Raw genomic sequence first — 15,276 nt, 5'->3', positions numbered from 1 at the left:
TAGTATTATTCGGTATAATTATTGTTGTCGTAGAAATTACGATGCAGAATATCTGAAAGAGATCGTAGTCTGTCTGCAATTGGAGTTATGCAACGAATGTTCTCGAAGCGCATTAGATTGCAAAGTAATTTACTTTGTTCGACACGTACTAGGAATTTCCTTTCAAAGAAGGAGGAGTTCATGACGAAAGAAGAAACACAAAACAAGTTTGCACTTGATGAAGATGCAGCAAGTTTGGAGGAAGTCAACGGATCCGTTGAAGTACCAAAAAATGCCGGTTTTTGGCGCACGCTGTTTGCATTTAGTGGACCAGGTGCCTTAGTTGCCGTGGGATATATGGATCCAGGTAACTGGATTACCTCAATTGTTGGGGGGGCCCAGTATCGTTATCTACTCTTATCTGTTGTTATTATTTCCGGAATTATCGCGATGATTATGCAATACATGGCTGCTAAATTAGGAATTGTAACACGGATGGATTTAGCCCAAGCAATTCGTCATCGGACTAATAAACCAATTGGGTTTGTTTTATGGATTATGACGGAATTGGCGATTATGGCAACGGATATTGCAGAAGTCATTGGGGGTGCGATTGCCCTTAACTTACTTTTTGGCTTACCGTTAGTTGTTGGGGTGATGTTAACAGTATTAGACGTGTTCTTGCTATTATTATTAACAAAATTAGGATTCCGTAAAATTGAAACAATTGTTATTACATTAATTTTATCAATTCTTGGGATTTTCCTTTACTTGGTGATTCTTTCAAAACCAAGCATTGCCGGTATCGCGGGTGGTATTTTACCCCGTCCCGAAATTTTCCACCATGATCAATTATTATTAGCATTGGGTATTATTGGGGCAACTGTGATGCCTCACAATTTGTATCTCCACTCATCAATTGCTCAAACGCGGGCAATTAATCATGAAGACCCAGCTGAAGTACGAAATGCTTTACGTTTTACTACGTGGGATTCAAACATTCAATTAATTGGGGCAACCTTTATTAATGCATTGTTACTTATTTTAGGAGCAGCGTTGTTCTTTGGTCATGGTGATCAATTGCAAGCGTTTGGGGATTTGTATCGCGCCTTGAGTGATAATAATATTGCTAAGGGAATTGCCTCACCAGTCCTTTCAACCTTGTTTGCGATTGCTTTGTTGGCATCAGGTCAAAATGCAACCATTACAGGAACTTTGACAGGACAAATCGTTATGGAAGGTTTCATTCATTTGAAAATTCCAATGTGGGCCCGGCGGTTAATTACCCGGGTAATTGCCGTTGTACCAGTTATCATCGCAGCAATTGTCTGGGGTGGTACAGAAGGTGCGATGGATAATTTACTTGTCTATTCACAAGTCTTCTTATCAATTGCTTTGCCATTTACAATGATTCCATTGATTTGGTTTACTGGTTCAAAGAAAGTAATGGGTGAGTATGCTAATCCACTCTGGATTTCAATTATCGCTTGGATATCAGCAATTGGATTGACAATTTTGAATTTCCAATTAGTTATTAATATTGTCCAACAGTTAATTCGACTCTTTTAGGAAAGAAGGCCATGATAAATGGGTGAAAATTTCTCATTACCAAAGCATAAAAATATTTTAGTGGGGGTTGATGATTCAGCGGACGCACAATTTGCATTTTTAAATGCGGTTAGCCACGCCCTCGAAGATGATTCACTATTACACATTGTAACGGTGTTAGAAACAGACACGCTAAATGTCTTTGAAGCTTTAGATAAAGAAAAGTTGACGGAAAAACGGGCCAAAGTCGAGCAACGTTTACATGATTATAAACACCAAGCTCTTGAAGCCGGAGTTAAAGAAGTTCACGTTGTTTTTGCTGAGGGTGAACCCGGTGAAACGATTGTGAAGGACGTTATTCCGGATGTAAAACCTGACTTAGTGGTTGTCGGTGCGGCGGCCGCTAAAAAAGGGCTTGGTAAATACATGGGTAGCCAAGCGGGATATGTGGCGAAGTACTCACCAGTATCTGTCTTGGTAGTTCGTTAAAATAAAAGAGCTGTGACAGAAGTCAGACGATATCGAGAAATACACTAAAAATCCTCTATGAAGAAAAGTCTTCATAGAGGATTTTGTCGTATTACGAATATATTGGACTTCTGGAGTGCGTTTTGGTAGTAATTTAGTACTCGAAAAGCGTTATGGCACAAGCCCGTTATTTTATTTTTTTGCGAGACGGTGGGCTTTTTCGGTATTCGCAAAATGTAACTTAGCATACTGACTTAAATCAATGCCTTGTAAGATTAATTTCGCCGCAATTTTATCAACGTTCTTACCAGCACCAACGGGTAATTCACAGTGGGCTTGGGCGCTGAGTTCTTGCATGGCTTTAAGTTCAACGTAACGTGCAATAATTGAAGCCGCCGCTACGGCAACGTGTAATTGCTCAGCTTTTGTGGCAAAGTAGACGTTTTCTTTGACTACGTAATCTAATTTACTTAAATAGCGCCAATAAGTGTTCGCGGGCGTGAACTGATCGATTAAAATGGCCGCCGGTTTTTCGGGGGCCATTTTAGCCAAGACAGCTCCTAACGCCCGGTTATGCCCATGAGCTTTAATTTCATTAGCATTTAGCGTTTGATTATATTGGTTATAAGCAGGTGGCATAATATTAACAATGTGGTAGGGGAGCATACTGATTAATTTTTCAGCTAAGGTTGTAATATTAGCATCAGTGAGGGTCTTTGAATCGGCAATGCCCAGCCGTTGCAAGGTGGCAATGTGTTCCGGGGCAACGTAGACTGCTACGACAGTTAACGGACCAAAATAGGAACCAGTGCCAACTTCATCAGAGCCAAGGACGCCTAAGTTAGCGAGGTTCGCTGGTAAGTTAGCAGTTACTTTAGTTGGTGTTTTACGGGCGTTAGCAGTTGTTTTGGTAGTTGATGTATTTGATGTCGCTGAAGCCCATTTTTGTGATTCAATACCTTCATTTTGGCCTTGGAACATCACTTTACCTGATTTATAACCAGTGACCATAACCCCGGTACCTTTGTAGCGGAAAACTGCGCCGGCTGGAATAGTGGTATTTGATGAATAGTGCTGCGCAATCGTGGTTAATTGCTTGGCGGTAGTTTGAATAACAATCGACATGGCTGAGCTCACTTTCTTTTTGTAGTAATAATTCTAATTATACACAACAAAACCATTTAAAATTGGGCATTATCATGATTATGTTTGGTTCAAAGGCGGTTTTTTTTGTATAATTAAACTTAGGTGTGTAGTAAACAAAAATATTTACTACTAAGATAATAAAGGACGGTTTGAAGATGGCAGATGAAAAGCGTAGATATCGGGCTCGTTTAGGTGATCGCGATTTTACGATTGTCGGCAATAGTAGCGTTGAGCATATGGCTGCAGTAACAAAAAAATTAAATGATGAACTTGACCAAATTCAAAAACTGGCGCCAAAATTATCACGACAAGACCAAGCATTATTATTGGCATTTAATTCGATTTCTGATCAATTAAAAATTCAAGATGAATTGGAAGAATTAACGGCACCCGATAATGTTAATTTGATAGATGGAGAATAGGTAATGATCATAGGTATTATTTTTGGCTTGGCGTTGATATTAGCATTTATGCAAGGATATCGCTATGGGCTCGTTAATACAATTGCACGGGTTATTGGATATTTTTTATTAGGGATTGTGGCACTGCTATTTGCCCATCCATTAGGTACGCTGTTGACTAATTTTTTAGGTGATACTTTTGTAGCATTTCGCCCTGGCGCCCCTAATCAATTAGTCAATCAAGGGTCACAATTTTTAGGTGCCGGTTTAGGGTTTACGGTGATTTACTTTATCGGTGGATTATTTGTGCACTCGATTTTACGGAGCTTGCATTTTATTAAGAAAATCCCGGTTGTTAGTACCGTTAATGCCCTTTTAGGTGGAATTATCAACTTAGTTTTAACGTATCTGATTGGTTTCTTTGCGTTACAACTATTATCAGTCATGAATATTGCATGGGTGCAACAACAATTTATTGCGGCACCATATTTGAATACGATTTTAGATCAAACGCCGATTTTATCACACGCCATCTATCAATGGTGGTTAAATGGTAATTTTCGCTTTTGATTAATTGAAAGGGTTAAATTGTGAATAAACGAGTATTAGAAACACTAGAATATGAAAAAGTTAAAGCCCAACTTGCAAGTTATTTGACTTCGGAAGCTGGACAAAATGAGTTAGCTAAATTACAGCCAACTAACAATCCTGATTTAATGCGTAAATGGCTCGCTGATACGCACGATGCGGTCTTAATTTATCGCGTGGCGGGGGGGATTATTTTACCCAAATTAATGAATATTACACCCCATATGAAACGACTAGAAATGGACGCTAGTTTAAGTGGAACTGAATTATCCCAAGTCAGTCGGGTCTTGCAAGCATCCGGTAGTATGGTGAATTTCTTTGATGAATTACGAGAAGATAAGCACCTTGAACTATTGCGGTTGTATGATTTGGCTGCTAAAATTATTACCTTACCTGCTGTGACCAAACGCTTAAACACGGCGCTTGAACTTGATGGTCGCATTACTGATGAGGCTTCATTTGAATTAAAGCAAATTCGCCAAAAAATTACGACGACTGAACAAGCGATTCGCCAAAAAATGCAAGAATACACGCGCGGTAAATCAGCGGATTATTTAACTGATGCATTGATTACGATGCGTAATGAACGTTATGTATTACCAGTTAAAGCTGAATATCGGAATAAATTTGGTGGGGTCGTTCATGACCAATCGCAAACGGGGCAAACGTTATATATCGAACCCCAAGCAGTGGTTGATATGAATAATCGCCTGCGCCAAGCCCAAGTCGCGGAATTACATGAAGAGCATCGTATCTTGATGGAATTGTCAGAATTAATTCGCCCCATGGCTAATGATATTTTAAATAATGCCGTTATTTTGGGACACTTTGATTTTGTCAATGCCAAAGCAATGCACGCGTATGCGATGAAGGCAACCGAGCCATTAGTTAGCGAAGCAAATCATATTAACTTACGGCAAGCCCGCCACCCATTGATCGACCAACATAAAGTGGTCGCCAATGATATTGTAATTGGTGAGGACTATCAAGCGATTATTATCACGGGACCAAATACTGGTGGGAAGACCATTACTATTAAAACTTTGGCAATCTTACAAGCCATGGCCCAATCAGGGCTCTATATTACCGCTGATGAGTTTTCAACTGTTGGTATCTTTGATGAAATTTATGCCGATATTGGGGATGAACAATCAATTGAACAATCTTTATCAACGTTTAGTTCGCATATGGTTAATATTATTGATATTTTGGCTAATGCTGATGAAAAATCATTAGTAATTGTTGATGAGCTTGGAGCGGGGACTGATCCGCAAGAAGGGGCTTCATTAGCGATTGCCATTTTAGACGCCCTTGGTGAAAAAGGTAGTTATGTGGTTGCAACGACCCACTATCCCGAATTGAAAGCATACGGCTTTAATCGTGCGCAAACCATCAATGCCTCAATGGAATTTGATGTTGAGTCATTAAAGCCCACATATCGCTTTATGCTTGGGGTGCCAGGTCGTTCAAATGCCTTAGAAATTTCAAAACGGTTAGGACTTGATCAAAGTATTATTGATGAAGCACGTTCATTAACGAGTCAAGACTCACAAGACTTAAACGAAATGATTGCTGATTTAGTCGCTAAACGTCAAGAAGTTATTGCCAAAGTGGCTGAACTTGATGAGAAATTAGCCCAAGCCAACGAACGGGCCGCAACGTTGGAAACGCAACAAGATAAGCTTGAACGGGCCAAAGATCGTGAATTAATTGATGCCAAAAAGGAAGCTAACCATATTGTAGCCGACACTAAAAAGCGGGCTGACAAGATTATTAGTGATTTACGCAAAATGCAACTTAATGCCGGTCAAAACATTAAAGAAAATGAATTGATTGCCCAAAAAGGTGCAATTAATTCATTACACCAAGATGTTGACCTTAAGAAAAACAAAGTACTGGCGCGTGAAAAACGGAAACATGAATTTAAAGAAGGCGATGATGTCTTAGTTAAATCATATGGCCAACAAGGGGTCTTATTGAAAAAACATGGGGCCGATGCTTGGCAAGTCCAAATGGGAATTTTGAAGATGGTGGTTGAAACCGAAGATCTTGAAAAGCAAAACTTACCCAAAGAAGCTAAGCCTAAAGCAGCCCCTAAACAACGTGCAACAGTTAAAGGTGGTGTACGCCAACGAATTAGTGCGTCACTTGATTTACGCGGTAAACGTTATGATGCTGCGATGGGTGAAGTGGATCGCTATATCGATAGTGCTGTCTTGAGTAATTTAGGAACGATTGAAATTATTCACGGTAAAGGAACCGGGGCACTACGTAAGGGGGTACAAGAATTACTACGTTCACATCCACGCGTTAAGTCGTTTAACTACGCGAATGCAAATGCTGGTGGCGATGGGGCGACGATTGTTACGTTGAAGTAATTAATAGTAACTAAAAAATAAAACGTGTCAATAAGCGAGTGCTACCGAGCAATACACTAAATAAACCCCTTGAAGAAATATTCTTCGAGGGGTTTATTTAGTGTATTTTCGAATATATTGTCGTGTTGATACGGATACTAGCAATAAATTATGCCTAAAAACACGCACCAACACAATACGATTTTTATTTACGATAGGGGGCAAGTAATTTTTGGAGTTCTTGCTGAGCAGCAGTATCACCAGAAATTGAAAATTGATCTTGAGGTGCTACGGCATTATCACTGGTATATGAACCATCATCGTTAAATTCACCTAAACCAGTTGAAAGGGCAACTTGATCACCGGGCTTTTGTAATTCATAAACCGTCCCGTTGTCGCCAAGTAAATATTTTGAAATGGGTTTATCAGGCCGAGCAACGACACGATAACCTTCTGCAAAGTCGCCTTTAAGGTCGGTTTGAACTCCGAGATTACCATCGATTGGCGTATAGAATGCTACTCCGCCAATCGCATGGATTTTGAAATGATTAGGTCCAGGGTTATTTTGATTTTGCACTTGAACGAGCCCGTCTGGGGTAGCTGCGAAGAAGTCACCGAAACCGGCAGCCCCATGATCCATATAGTCATCAGTGACAGCCATGCCCCCAATCCGTGCTCGTTGGCCAGCCCAAGCTAAAAATTGTGCTGTGATTTGTGCTTGTTGGGCTTCAGACAAGGCGACGCTTTGATGATTAGGTTGTGCTGAACTCGACGCACTCGAAGTAGCGTTTACTTGTTGAGAACTACTAGTTGGTGCGGTGACGTTGGAACTATTAGTATGCGTTGAACTACTTTTTGAACTGTTTGCTGAATTACTAGCGGAACTACTTTGATTATTTGCGGAATGTGAAACACCACAGCCCGTTAATAAAAATAATGAACCGGCGATGATGGCCGTAAGTGGTAAGGATTTGTGCATGATATCTCCTTGCATGGACTAAAATTTATTATTTTTAATTATACGCTTATCGACTTTTTAATTAAAACAATCGTTGTTGCAAAGATAATATGTGCCTAATAGCACAAAATTAGGTATGATATGAGTAAGAACGCACAAGGGAGGTTTGCTAATGAAAAAATGGGCATTAATAGTATGTAGTGTGCTCGTAAGTTTGTTTGTGTTTCACATGAAACCAGTATATGCTGATGACGATTATGAAATTACGCATTTTAATGAACACATTAACGTTAATGCAGATGGTAGTGCCGCGTTGAATTATCAATTAACGTATAAATTTGATGATGCGATGCATGGTTTTTTAATTCGGCAAGGCTTGGAAAAAGGTCTGCAAGTTAAAGGACCAGTCGTAGCGAAAGTTAATAACCAAGCTATTGGAAAATATACTGGTGGTAATCAAGGTTTAGAAATCGTAAATGGGGATGCTTCACAAACCTTTAAAGTCCATTATCCAATTAAGGCGGGCCAAACATACCAATTAAATGTGCAATATCAATTAGGAAATTTTGCCCAACGCTACACCGATATTGGCGAAATCAATAATTTTGTGATCGGTGAAAACTGGGAAGTTGATTTAAATAACGTTGATATTACGGTGCAATTACCCCATGGACAACAAAAGTTATTTGGTACCTACACGCACACTAAGAGTACTGGTAAATTTGTTGGCGATGCACAAGCTGGGCTTTATAAATTAACGGCACCGCAAATTGATGCCGGTCAAGCCGTTGAATTACACAGTTATTTTGATCAACAAACGCTCGTGCAAGCACCGCAAATTAAGCACGCTCAGTTAGCCCATTTTAAAGCGGTTGAAGCTAAAATTGCGGCTAATATTAAACGAGCTCAACGTATCGTAGTTTTAGCGCAATGGGTTGCCGGAATTTTGGTGATTTTAGGCCTTATCTGTGCCATTTATGCACGCCAATACTGGGTTAAACGGCGTAATCGAGCACTCGGTAGTTATGTGCCATTACATAACTATGAGTTGCCTAGTCAGTTAGCTCCCGCGATTGTCGCTAATCAATTGTATGATAGTGGTGTGGATGTTAATGAAGCCTTTAATGCTACGATGATGGATTTAACCGCGCGCCATTATTTGGCAGTTGGGCAAAAAGTTGATCTGGGTAAATTTGTTAATTCTCGTAAAGCGACGAATAATTTAGAATTTACGTTATTAAAACTCGATGATCATTTGCTACCATTTGAATTATTAGTCATACAAATTTTGTTTGGTGAAGATTATACTAATCAAATTGGGGCAAAAGTTGCCGTCAAAGACTTTAAGCATGCGCACAGTCCGGTTGTTAAACGGTATGGCAAGTTGTTAAATAAATTAAGTGACACACTCCGCACAGATAGCCAAGATAATAAAATTATTGATACGCAAGCGAACTTTTTCTATCGGAGTATGAAAGGTTTTGCAGCCGTATTAGCAACCATTGGAGCGATAATTTATGGCGGCTTACTGCTATTAAGTACTAACATGGTTGTTAATTCAGTGACCATTATAAGCGGGATTCTACTCGTAATAATTGCGATTGGGTTGATTGGATTTGCCGCTCGACGCACATTGCTCTATCAAACGGATCATTGGCGGATTGCACAAGATTGGTTTGATTTTGGTTCAATGCTCAAAAATGTCGGTGAATTTGATATTAAGCAAGTTCCCGATGTGACACTCTGGGATCGGTACATGGGTTATGCCGTTGTACTAGGTGCCGGGGCGGAAGTTATGCATGCGTTGGCGAAATACGTGCCAGCAAATGAAGGTCTGAATGATAACTTAGTACCGATGTACTTAGCATTTAATGCGATGAATACCAATAATGCCTACATTGGTTCAACACTTGCTAGTAGCGGGTCAAGCAGCAATGGTGGCTTAGGCGGTGGGATGTCATCTGGTGGTGGCGGTGCCAGCAGTGGTGGTGGTGCTTTCTAAATGCTTGCTAAACCTAATATTTTAGTCTAAACTGGAGATAACAATTAAAAAATCGAGGTGGCGTAATGAGTGTGTTAGCACAATTAACAGAAGACATGAAAACAGCAATGAAGGCAAAGGATAAAGAAACTTTATCAACTGTCCGGATGCTTAAATCAGCAATTCAAAATGAACAAATCAATGCTGGTCATGATTTGAATGATGAGGAAGAATTGACGATTATTGCACGTGAAATGAAGCAACGTCGTGATTCAATGGCTGAATTTAAAGCCGCTGGTCGTGAAGACTTAGTAGCACAACTTGAAGCTGAAATTGCCGTTGTAACTAAATACATGCCTGCTCAAATGTCAGAAGCTGAAATCAAGCAAGTGGTTGCGGATACAATTGCTGAAGTTGGCGCAACTTCAAAAGCTGATTTTGGTAAAGTAATGGGCGCTTTGATGCCTAAAGTTAAGGGTAAGGCTGACGGTAAAATCGTTAACGAAACTGTTAAAGCATTACTTGGTTAATAACGACGACTTTAGTCAGGTCGACCACAATAGCTGTAAGACTGGAAAAAGGCTGGTAGAATCTTTCTACCAGCCTTTTTAGTATTAGTAACTACCTGCTTGAAACCAGCTTGATTTTACGGTGTTTGCTAGAAATTTAAAGCTAATTAAAGTACAATAAACAGTGTATTAATAATCAAACACCTTAAAGGGGGCAAGTATTTGGCAACAGGACAGATTCGACAATTATTAGCAGGATATTACGATGTCGCAACGAGTGACGGGACGATTTATCGGACGCGAGCACGCGGGAATTTTCGCAAGCGTGGCATTACACCATTGGTTGGTGATTTTGTTGATTTTCAAAGTGATAATCAAGAAGAAGGCTATATTCTTGAAGTTCATCCACGTAAAAATAGCCTCGTGCGCCCACCAGTTGCCAACATTGATCGTGCCATTGTTGTCACGGCTGCTGCTGAACCGGATTTCTCAGATAATTTACTTGATCGCCAATTAGTGGCCGTCGAGGAAATGAACATTGAACCGGTGATTTACTTTACCAAGACTGATTTATTATCGGACGAACAATTAGCTCATTTACGAGAGGTTGCCGCGGGGTATCGCAAAATTGGTTACCAAACTTTGGTACCAGATGATGCTTTTGCACCAGCAGCCTTAGCGGAATTGAGTGCGGAATTTACTGATCATTTAGCTGTTTTTATGGGGCAAACTGGAGCGGGTAAGAGTACGCTGTTAAATCACATTTTACCTGATTTGAATTTGGCCACGGGTGAGATTTCCCAAGCCCTTAGTCGGGGACGGCATACAACGCGGATGGTTGGATTACATGAAATTAACGGCGGCTTGGTGGCTGATACACCGGGATTTTCATCATATGAAGTCTTTAAAATGCCGGCTAATGAATTAAGTCATTTCTTCCCGGAATTTTTAGCGGCAAGTGCCGATTGTCGGTTCCGGGGCTGTGTGCACATTAATGAACCTGGTTGTGCCGTTAAAGATGGCCTTGAACAGGGTGAATTTATGCAATCACGTTACGATAACTATCGGGCCTTTTATGATTTGATTGTTAACCAAAAACCAGATTATCGCAAAAATAAAAAATAAATAGGAGTCTTTCTTATGTCAATCAAAGTAGCACCTTCAATTCTCTCTGCCGATTACGTCAACTTACAACGGGATGTTGAACTCGTTGAAAAAGCTGGTGCTGAATACGTGCACATCGATGTGATGGATGGTATGTTTGTGCCTTCAATCTCTTACGGTGCTGCATGGGTTAAAGCATTAAAACCTGTGACTAACATGGTTTTGGATGTTCACTTGATGGTGGTAAACCCAGAACGTTACATCAATGAATTTGCAGATGCGGGTTCAGATATTATTGGGGTGCACTACGAAGCGACACCACACATTCACCGTGCTTTACAAATGATTAAAGCTAAAGGCGTTAAAGCGGAAGTTGTTATTAACCCAGGGACAGCGGTTGAATTGATCAAGCCAGTGCTTCACATGGTTGATCAAGTGTTGATTATGACGGTTAACCCTGGTTTTGGTGGTCAAAAGTTCTTGCCAGAATCAATTGATAAGATTAAGCAATTAGCAGCTATCAAAGCGGAAATGGGCCTTGATTTTGATATTGAAATCGATGGTGGTGTTAATGGTGATACTGTTAAAGCCGCTTATGATGCTGGTGCTACGGTCGCTGTGGCCGGTTCATATGTTTATGACAAAGTTGATCCAGCTGCTAAAATTGCCGCAATGAAAGAATTAACTAAGTAATTCAGGATAAATTAATAAGGATTGTGGCAAGACAATGTGTTGGCACAATCTTTTTTAGTATCAGATGGAAAGTAGGATGTGGGATGCAACGACTAAACATTTTAGTTGGAGGGCCAACTGATTTATGGCCCGAAGCGTTAGTGGCAGGTGAAATTCCTGGAGACTGGCTTGGTGTTGATCGTGGGGCCATTCGGTTATTGGAGCATGGAATTACACCATTAGTAGCGATTGGTGATTTTGATTCAATTAGTAAGGATGAAAAAAATACGGTTGCCCAGCAGTTACGTGACATTCGCGTGGCTCAACCAGAAAAAGATGATACCGATACGCAGTTGGCATTAACGATTGCCATGACGGAGTTTGCGGCTGAAGAAATTTACGTGTACGGGGCAACTGGTGGCCGCATTGATCATTTCTTAGCGAACGTTTGGACTGTGACGGAAGCCCGTTTTGCCCCAATTGTTGAACGCGTCCGCATGATTGATAACGGTAATTCACTCCGCTTTTATTTACCAGGAGAACATGCCATTACCAAGGAAGTGGATAAAAAATATTTGGCTTTCATGAATTTAACCCCCGTCACTAATTTGACATTAATTGATGAATTATATCCATTAACTAATTGGAGTTCTGTTGCCCCAAAAGCGTGGACTTCAAATGAATTTACGAGTGCCGTTAATCACTTTAAATTTGACACGGGGATAATGTTAGTAATGCAGTGCCGGGATGTACAAAAAATATTTTAAATAAATTACAGCCGAGACATTATGAAAGATTATCGCTACGATGGGGCTTAACATCGGTTGCTTGAAAAAAAACAGCTGTAAAGTTATTTTACTTTACACTTTTTTATTGCAATGTTGCGCTATGTCTGATAATATTATCCAGTAATGAAATTTAATCAATTAGATTTCTAGAATCGATAAAATAGACAAGGAGGGTTATACTCATGGCAGTTGATGCAATTACTGGTAAGCGTACTCGCTTCGGTAACAAACGTTCACACGCCCTTAACTCAAGCACACGTAGTTGGAAGCCAAACTTACAAAAGGTTACTGTTCGTATTAACGGAGCAGCTCCTAAGAAGGTTTACCTTTCAGCACGTACTTTGAAGGCTGGTTTGAAGAACGGTTCAATCGAACGTGTTTAATAAGTTTTAACAAATGGTCACCATTTTGGTGGCTTTTTTGTTGCACAAAAAAAGAAATAGATGTATATTTTCTAAACGCAAGTTAGTCGATTTTTCAAGAATGTGGTAAAATTTAATAGATATACAATAATAGAAAAATTAGATGCTAAGCGGTTAATATCAAGTAATTAATATTAGCGCGGGCTAACTGAGGAGGAATTAAGATGGCGGTAAAAATTAAGTCACAACACGGTACGATTGATATCAATAACGATGTCATTGCGACAGTCGTTGGAGGTTCAGCAACTGAACAATACGGAGTTGTTGGGATGGCTTCTAAAAAAGCTTTACGTGATGGCTTTAACCAAATCTTGAAGCGCGCTGATTATACACGCGGCGTGGTAGTTCGCCAAGAAACAAATGGCATCTCAGTTGATGTTTATATTGTTGTTGGCTACGGCACCAAGATCTCAGAAGTTTCAAAGAGTGTGCAAGCAAAAGTTAAGTACAACTTGAATGCTATGTTGGGAATTGACGCAAACGAAGTGAATGTAATTGTACAAGGAGTGCGAGTATTAGCTGACTAATATTCGTTTACCCTCTAGGAGGATAATAGGTTGGAAGTTGTAACGAAGATTTCGAATATCGAATTCGGGGCAATGGTTAATGCTGCCGCACAAAAGTTAACCGAGAATGCCGAAAAAATTAATAAATTGAACGTTTTCCCTGTGCCCGATGGTGATACAGGAACAAACATGTCCCTATCAATGAATAGTGGGGCTCAATACGAACGGGATGCCGTTGACACATCAGTGGGAGCCTTAGCTCAAGCAACGGCTAAAGGTTTATTGATGGGAGCACGTGGTAACTCAGGTGTTATCTTGTCACAAATTTTCCGTGGTTTTGCTAAGTCAGTTGATGGTAAAGAAACATTAAGTGCGCGTGATCTGGCGGATGCCTTAATGTCAGGGGCTGAAACGGCTTATAAAGCGGTTATGAAGCCTACTGAAGGTACGATTTTAACTGTTATCCGTGAAGCTGCTAGTGCGGCTAACCATGCTGCTAAGCACTCTGATGATGCGGTTGTTGTGATGGGTCAAACAGTGGACGCCTCTGAAAAGGCCTTGGCATCAACGCCAGATTTATTACCCGTCCTTAAAGAAGTTGGGGTCGTTGATTCTGGTGGTCAAGGACTAGCGTTTGTTTTACAAGCGTTCTATGAAGCCTTGTCAGGTGAAATCACAGCGAGTGATATTCATATTCCAGATAATGCCGAATTAGAAGAAATGGTCAAAGGCTTACACGCTGGTGCCCAAGCGCAACTTGATCCAGCCGATATTAAATATGGCTACTGTACAGAAGTCATGGTTGAAATTGGTAAGGGAACAACCTTTGATCACGCCTTTGATTATGATGAATTCTATGCTTACTTAGCTGATTTAGGGGATTCATTGTTGGTTATCAATGATGATGAAATCGTGAAAATTCACGTTCACACTGAAGATCCCGGTGCAGTTATTTCATGGGGAACGCACTATGGTTCATTAGTTAAGGTTAAAGTTGATAACATGCGTGACCAACAACAAGCTGTGATTGATGCACAACATGTTGAAGATACTAAACCAGCCGTTAAAGAAGCACCGGAAACAGCTATTTTAGCTGTTTCAGCTGGGGCTGGTTTAACTGACTTGTACTTGGCATCTGGGGCCACAGGCATTATTGATGGTGGTCAAACTAATAACCCTTCAACTGCTGATATTTTAGCAGCAATTGAAGCTAGTGGTGCTAAGCAAGCCATTATCTTGCCAAATAACGGTAATATTTTCATGGCTGCTGAACAAGCCGTGGAAGTAGCTGAAATTCCAGTCCAAGTGGTCCACACTAAAACATTACAACAAGGTTTGACGGCATTGTTTGCATACAACCCAATGAATGATTTAGACACTAATGTGGCTGCTATGGAAGAAAATAAATTAACAGTTACATCTGGTCAAGTAACGACAGCTGTCCGTGAAACAACCATCGATGGACTTGCAATTCACGAAGGTGATTTCATTGGAATTATCGATGGGAAGTTGCAAATTGCCGCCGCTGATTTACAAGCAGCAAGCATCCAAATGGTGCAAAAAATGCTTGATGAAGATTCAGAAATTATTACGATTCTTTACGGTGCGGATGCTACTGAAGCCGATGCCGAAATTTTTGCCGAAGCAATTGCCGAAATTGATGAAGATCTTGAAGTAGAAATTCATCAAGGGGGCCAACCGGTCTACCCATTCTTAGTAGCAGTTGAATAATAAATATTCTAAATAGCCATTTGAAGAAAATTCTTCAGGTGGCTATTGTTGTCTTTGGAGACTAAATGTGGGTTAAAAGTCGAATATTCAAATGCATGTTCGTTTGTTATAATTAAAA

Annotated in this window: 15 protein-coding genes; 13 read left to right on the top strand and 2 right to left on the bottom strand. The window is 40.3% G+C overall.

The annotated features are described in order from the left end of the window. Window positions 1-180: 180 nt before the first annotated feature. Both LQZ76_RS02955 and LQZ76_RS02950 read left to right on the top strand, forming a co-directional pair. Window positions 181-1,548 (top strand): Nramp family divalent metal transporter, encoded by a 1,368-nt coding sequence (locus LQZ76_RS02955; RefSeq protein ID WP_230098280.1) that lies wholly within the window; start codon window positions 181-183, stop codon window positions 1,546-1,548. A gap of 18 nt (window positions 1,549-1,566) precedes the next feature. Then, the gene (locus LQZ76_RS02950) at window positions 1,567-2,016 is read left to right on the top strand and encodes a universal stress protein (RefSeq protein WP_230098279.1); all 450 of its coding nucleotides are present in this window, start codon (window positions 1,567-1,569) and stop codon (window positions 2,014-2,016) included. A 171-nt stretch (window positions 2,017-2,187) separates the two neighbouring features. Here the strand turns inward: LQZ76_RS02950 and rnhC are convergent, their stop codons facing one another. Beyond that, window positions 2,188-3,120, bottom strand: coding sequence for a ribonuclease HIII (gene rnhC / locus LQZ76_RS02945; protein WP_230098278.1), 933 nt, complete (start codon window positions 3,118-3,120; stop codon window positions 2,188-2,190). A 176-nt stretch (window positions 3,121-3,296) separates the two neighbouring features. Between rnhC and zapA the strand changes: the two genes are divergently transcribed. From zapA to LQZ76_RS02930, 3 genes are read left to right on the top strand one after another with little or no spacing between them, the layout of a single operon-like run. After that, on the top strand, window positions 3,297-3,563 hold the full coding sequence (zapA, locus tag LQZ76_RS02940) for a cell division protein ZapA (RefSeq protein ID WP_230098277.1): 267 nt from the start codon (window positions 3,297-3,299) through the stop codon (window positions 3,561-3,563). 3 nt (window positions 3,564-3,566) lie between these two features. Beyond that, window positions 3,567-4,112, top strand: coding sequence for a CvpA family protein (locus tag LQZ76_RS02935; protein ID WP_230098276.1), 546 nt, complete (start codon window positions 3,567-3,569; stop codon window positions 4,110-4,112). Between the two features lie 20 nt (window positions 4,113-4,132). After that, window positions 4,133-6,508 (top strand): endonuclease MutS2, encoded by a 2,376-nt coding sequence (locus tag LQZ76_RS02930; RefSeq protein WP_230098275.1) that lies wholly within the window; start codon window positions 4,133-4,135, stop codon window positions 6,506-6,508. Between the two features lie 184 nt (window positions 6,509-6,692). Here the strand turns inward: LQZ76_RS02930 and LQZ76_RS02925 are convergent, their stop codons facing one another. After that, the gene (locus LQZ76_RS02925) at window positions 6,693-7,466 is read right to left on the bottom strand and encodes a hypothetical protein (RefSeq protein ID WP_230098274.1); all 774 of its coding nucleotides are present in this window, start codon (window positions 7,464-7,466) and stop codon (window positions 6,693-6,695) included. Between the two features lie 151 nt (window positions 7,467-7,617). Here LQZ76_RS02925 and LQZ76_RS02920 point away from each other — a divergent pair, with 151 nt between their 5' ends. The 8 genes from LQZ76_RS02920 to LQZ76_RS02885 all read left to right on the top strand — a co-directional run bounded on the left by LQZ76_RS02920 (window position 7,618) and on the right by LQZ76_RS02885 (window position 15,158). Further along, complete coding sequence (locus LQZ76_RS02920; RefSeq protein WP_230098273.1) at window positions 7,618-9,447, top strand: DUF2207 domain-containing protein; 1,830 nt, start codon at window positions 7,618-7,620, stop codon at window positions 9,445-9,447. 65 nt (window positions 9,448-9,512) lie between these two features. Continuing rightward, window positions 9,513-9,956, top strand: a complete 444-nt coding sequence (locus tag LQZ76_RS02915; RefSeq protein WP_230098272.1) for a GatB/YqeY domain-containing protein — start codon at window positions 9,513-9,515, stop codon at window positions 9,954-9,956. A gap of 201 nt (window positions 9,957-10,157) precedes the next feature. Continuing rightward, entirely contained in the window at window positions 10,158-11,060 is a 903-nt protein-coding gene (rsgA, locus tag LQZ76_RS02910; protein ID WP_230098271.1) for a ribosome small subunit-dependent GTPase A, read from the top strand. Window positions 11,061-11,075: 15 nt separating this feature from the next. Next, a complete protein-coding gene (rpe, locus tag LQZ76_RS02905) occupies window positions 11,076-11,732 on the top strand; it encodes a ribulose-phosphate 3-epimerase (protein WP_230098270.1) in 657 nt (218 codons plus the stop codon). Between the two features lie 83 nt (window positions 11,733-11,815). Further along, window positions 11,816-12,478: a thiamine diphosphokinase gene (locus LQZ76_RS02900; protein WP_230098269.1), complete on the top strand. Its 663-nt coding sequence runs from the start codon at window positions 11,816-11,818 to the stop codon at window positions 12,476-12,478. A 203-nt stretch (window positions 12,479-12,681) separates the two neighbouring features. Next, a complete protein-coding gene (gene rpmB, locus LQZ76_RS02895; RefSeq protein ID WP_168722469.1) occupies window positions 12,682-12,882 on the top strand; it encodes a 50S ribosomal protein L28 in 201 nt (66 codons plus the stop codon). Window positions 12,883-13,085: 203 nt separating this feature from the next. Then, window positions 13,086-13,448: an Asp23/Gls24 family envelope stress response protein gene (locus LQZ76_RS02890; protein WP_168722470.1), complete on the top strand. Its 363-nt coding sequence runs from the start codon at window positions 13,086-13,088 to the stop codon at window positions 13,446-13,448. A 30-nt stretch (window positions 13,449-13,478) separates the two neighbouring features. Continuing rightward, window positions 13,479-15,158, top strand: coding sequence for a DAK2 domain-containing protein (locus tag LQZ76_RS02885; RefSeq protein ID WP_230098268.1), 1,680 nt, complete (start codon window positions 13,479-13,481; stop codon window positions 15,156-15,158). Window positions 15,159-15,276 lie beyond the last annotated feature (118 nt).

Origin of the sequence: Periweissella ghanensis (assembly GCF_918814755.1) — a bacterium.
Taxonomy (GTDB): domain Bacteria; phylum Bacillota; class Bacilli; order Lactobacillales; family Lactobacillaceae; genus Periweissella; species Periweissella ghanensis.
This window is presented reverse-complemented; position numbering and strand designations above follow the sequence as displayed.

What these genes read in the sequence shown, in the direction of transcription:
- LQZ76_RS02955 (WP_230098280.1), top strand. Translation starts at nt 181, where the DNA reads ATGACGAAAGAAGAAACACAAAACAAGTTTGCACTTGATGAAGATGCA.
- LQZ76_RS02950 (WP_230098279.1), top strand. Translation starts at nt 1,567, where the DNA reads ATGGGTGAAAATTTCTCATTACCAAAGCATAAAAATATTTTAGTGGGG.
- rnhC (WP_230098278.1), bottom strand. Translation starts at nt 3,120, where the DNA reads ATGTCGATTGTTATTCAAACTACCGCCAAGCAATTAACCACGATTGCG.
- zapA (WP_230098277.1), top strand. Translation starts at nt 3,297, where the DNA reads ATGGCAGATGAAAAGCGTAGATATCGGGCTCGTTTAGGTGATCGCGAT.
- LQZ76_RS02935 (WP_230098276.1), top strand. Translation starts at nt 3,567, where the DNA reads ATGATCATAGGTATTATTTTTGGCTTGGCGTTGATATTAGCATTTATG.
- LQZ76_RS02925 (WP_230098274.1), bottom strand. Translation starts at nt 7,466, where the DNA reads ATGCACAAATCCTTACCACTTACGGCCATCATCGCCGGTTCATTATTT.
- LQZ76_RS02920 (WP_230098273.1), top strand. Translation starts at nt 7,618, where the DNA reads ATGAAAAAATGGGCATTAATAGTATGTAGTGTGCTCGTAAGTTTGTTT.
- LQZ76_RS02915 (WP_230098272.1), top strand. Translation starts at nt 9,513, where the DNA reads ATGAGTGTGTTAGCACAATTAACAGAAGACATGAAAACAGCAATGAAG.
- rpe (WP_230098270.1), top strand. Translation starts at nt 11,076, where the DNA reads ATGTCAATCAAAGTAGCACCTTCAATTCTCTCTGCCGATTACGTCAAC.
- LQZ76_RS02900 (WP_230098269.1), top strand. Translation starts at nt 11,816, where the DNA reads ATGCAACGACTAAACATTTTAGTTGGAGGGCCAACTGATTTATGGCCC.
- rpmB (WP_168722469.1), top strand. Translation starts at nt 12,682, where the DNA reads ATGGCAGTTGATGCAATTACTGGTAAGCGTACTCGCTTCGGTAACAAA.
- LQZ76_RS02890 (WP_168722470.1), top strand. Translation starts at nt 13,086, where the DNA reads ATGGCGGTAAAAATTAAGTCACAACACGGTACGATTGATATCAATAAC.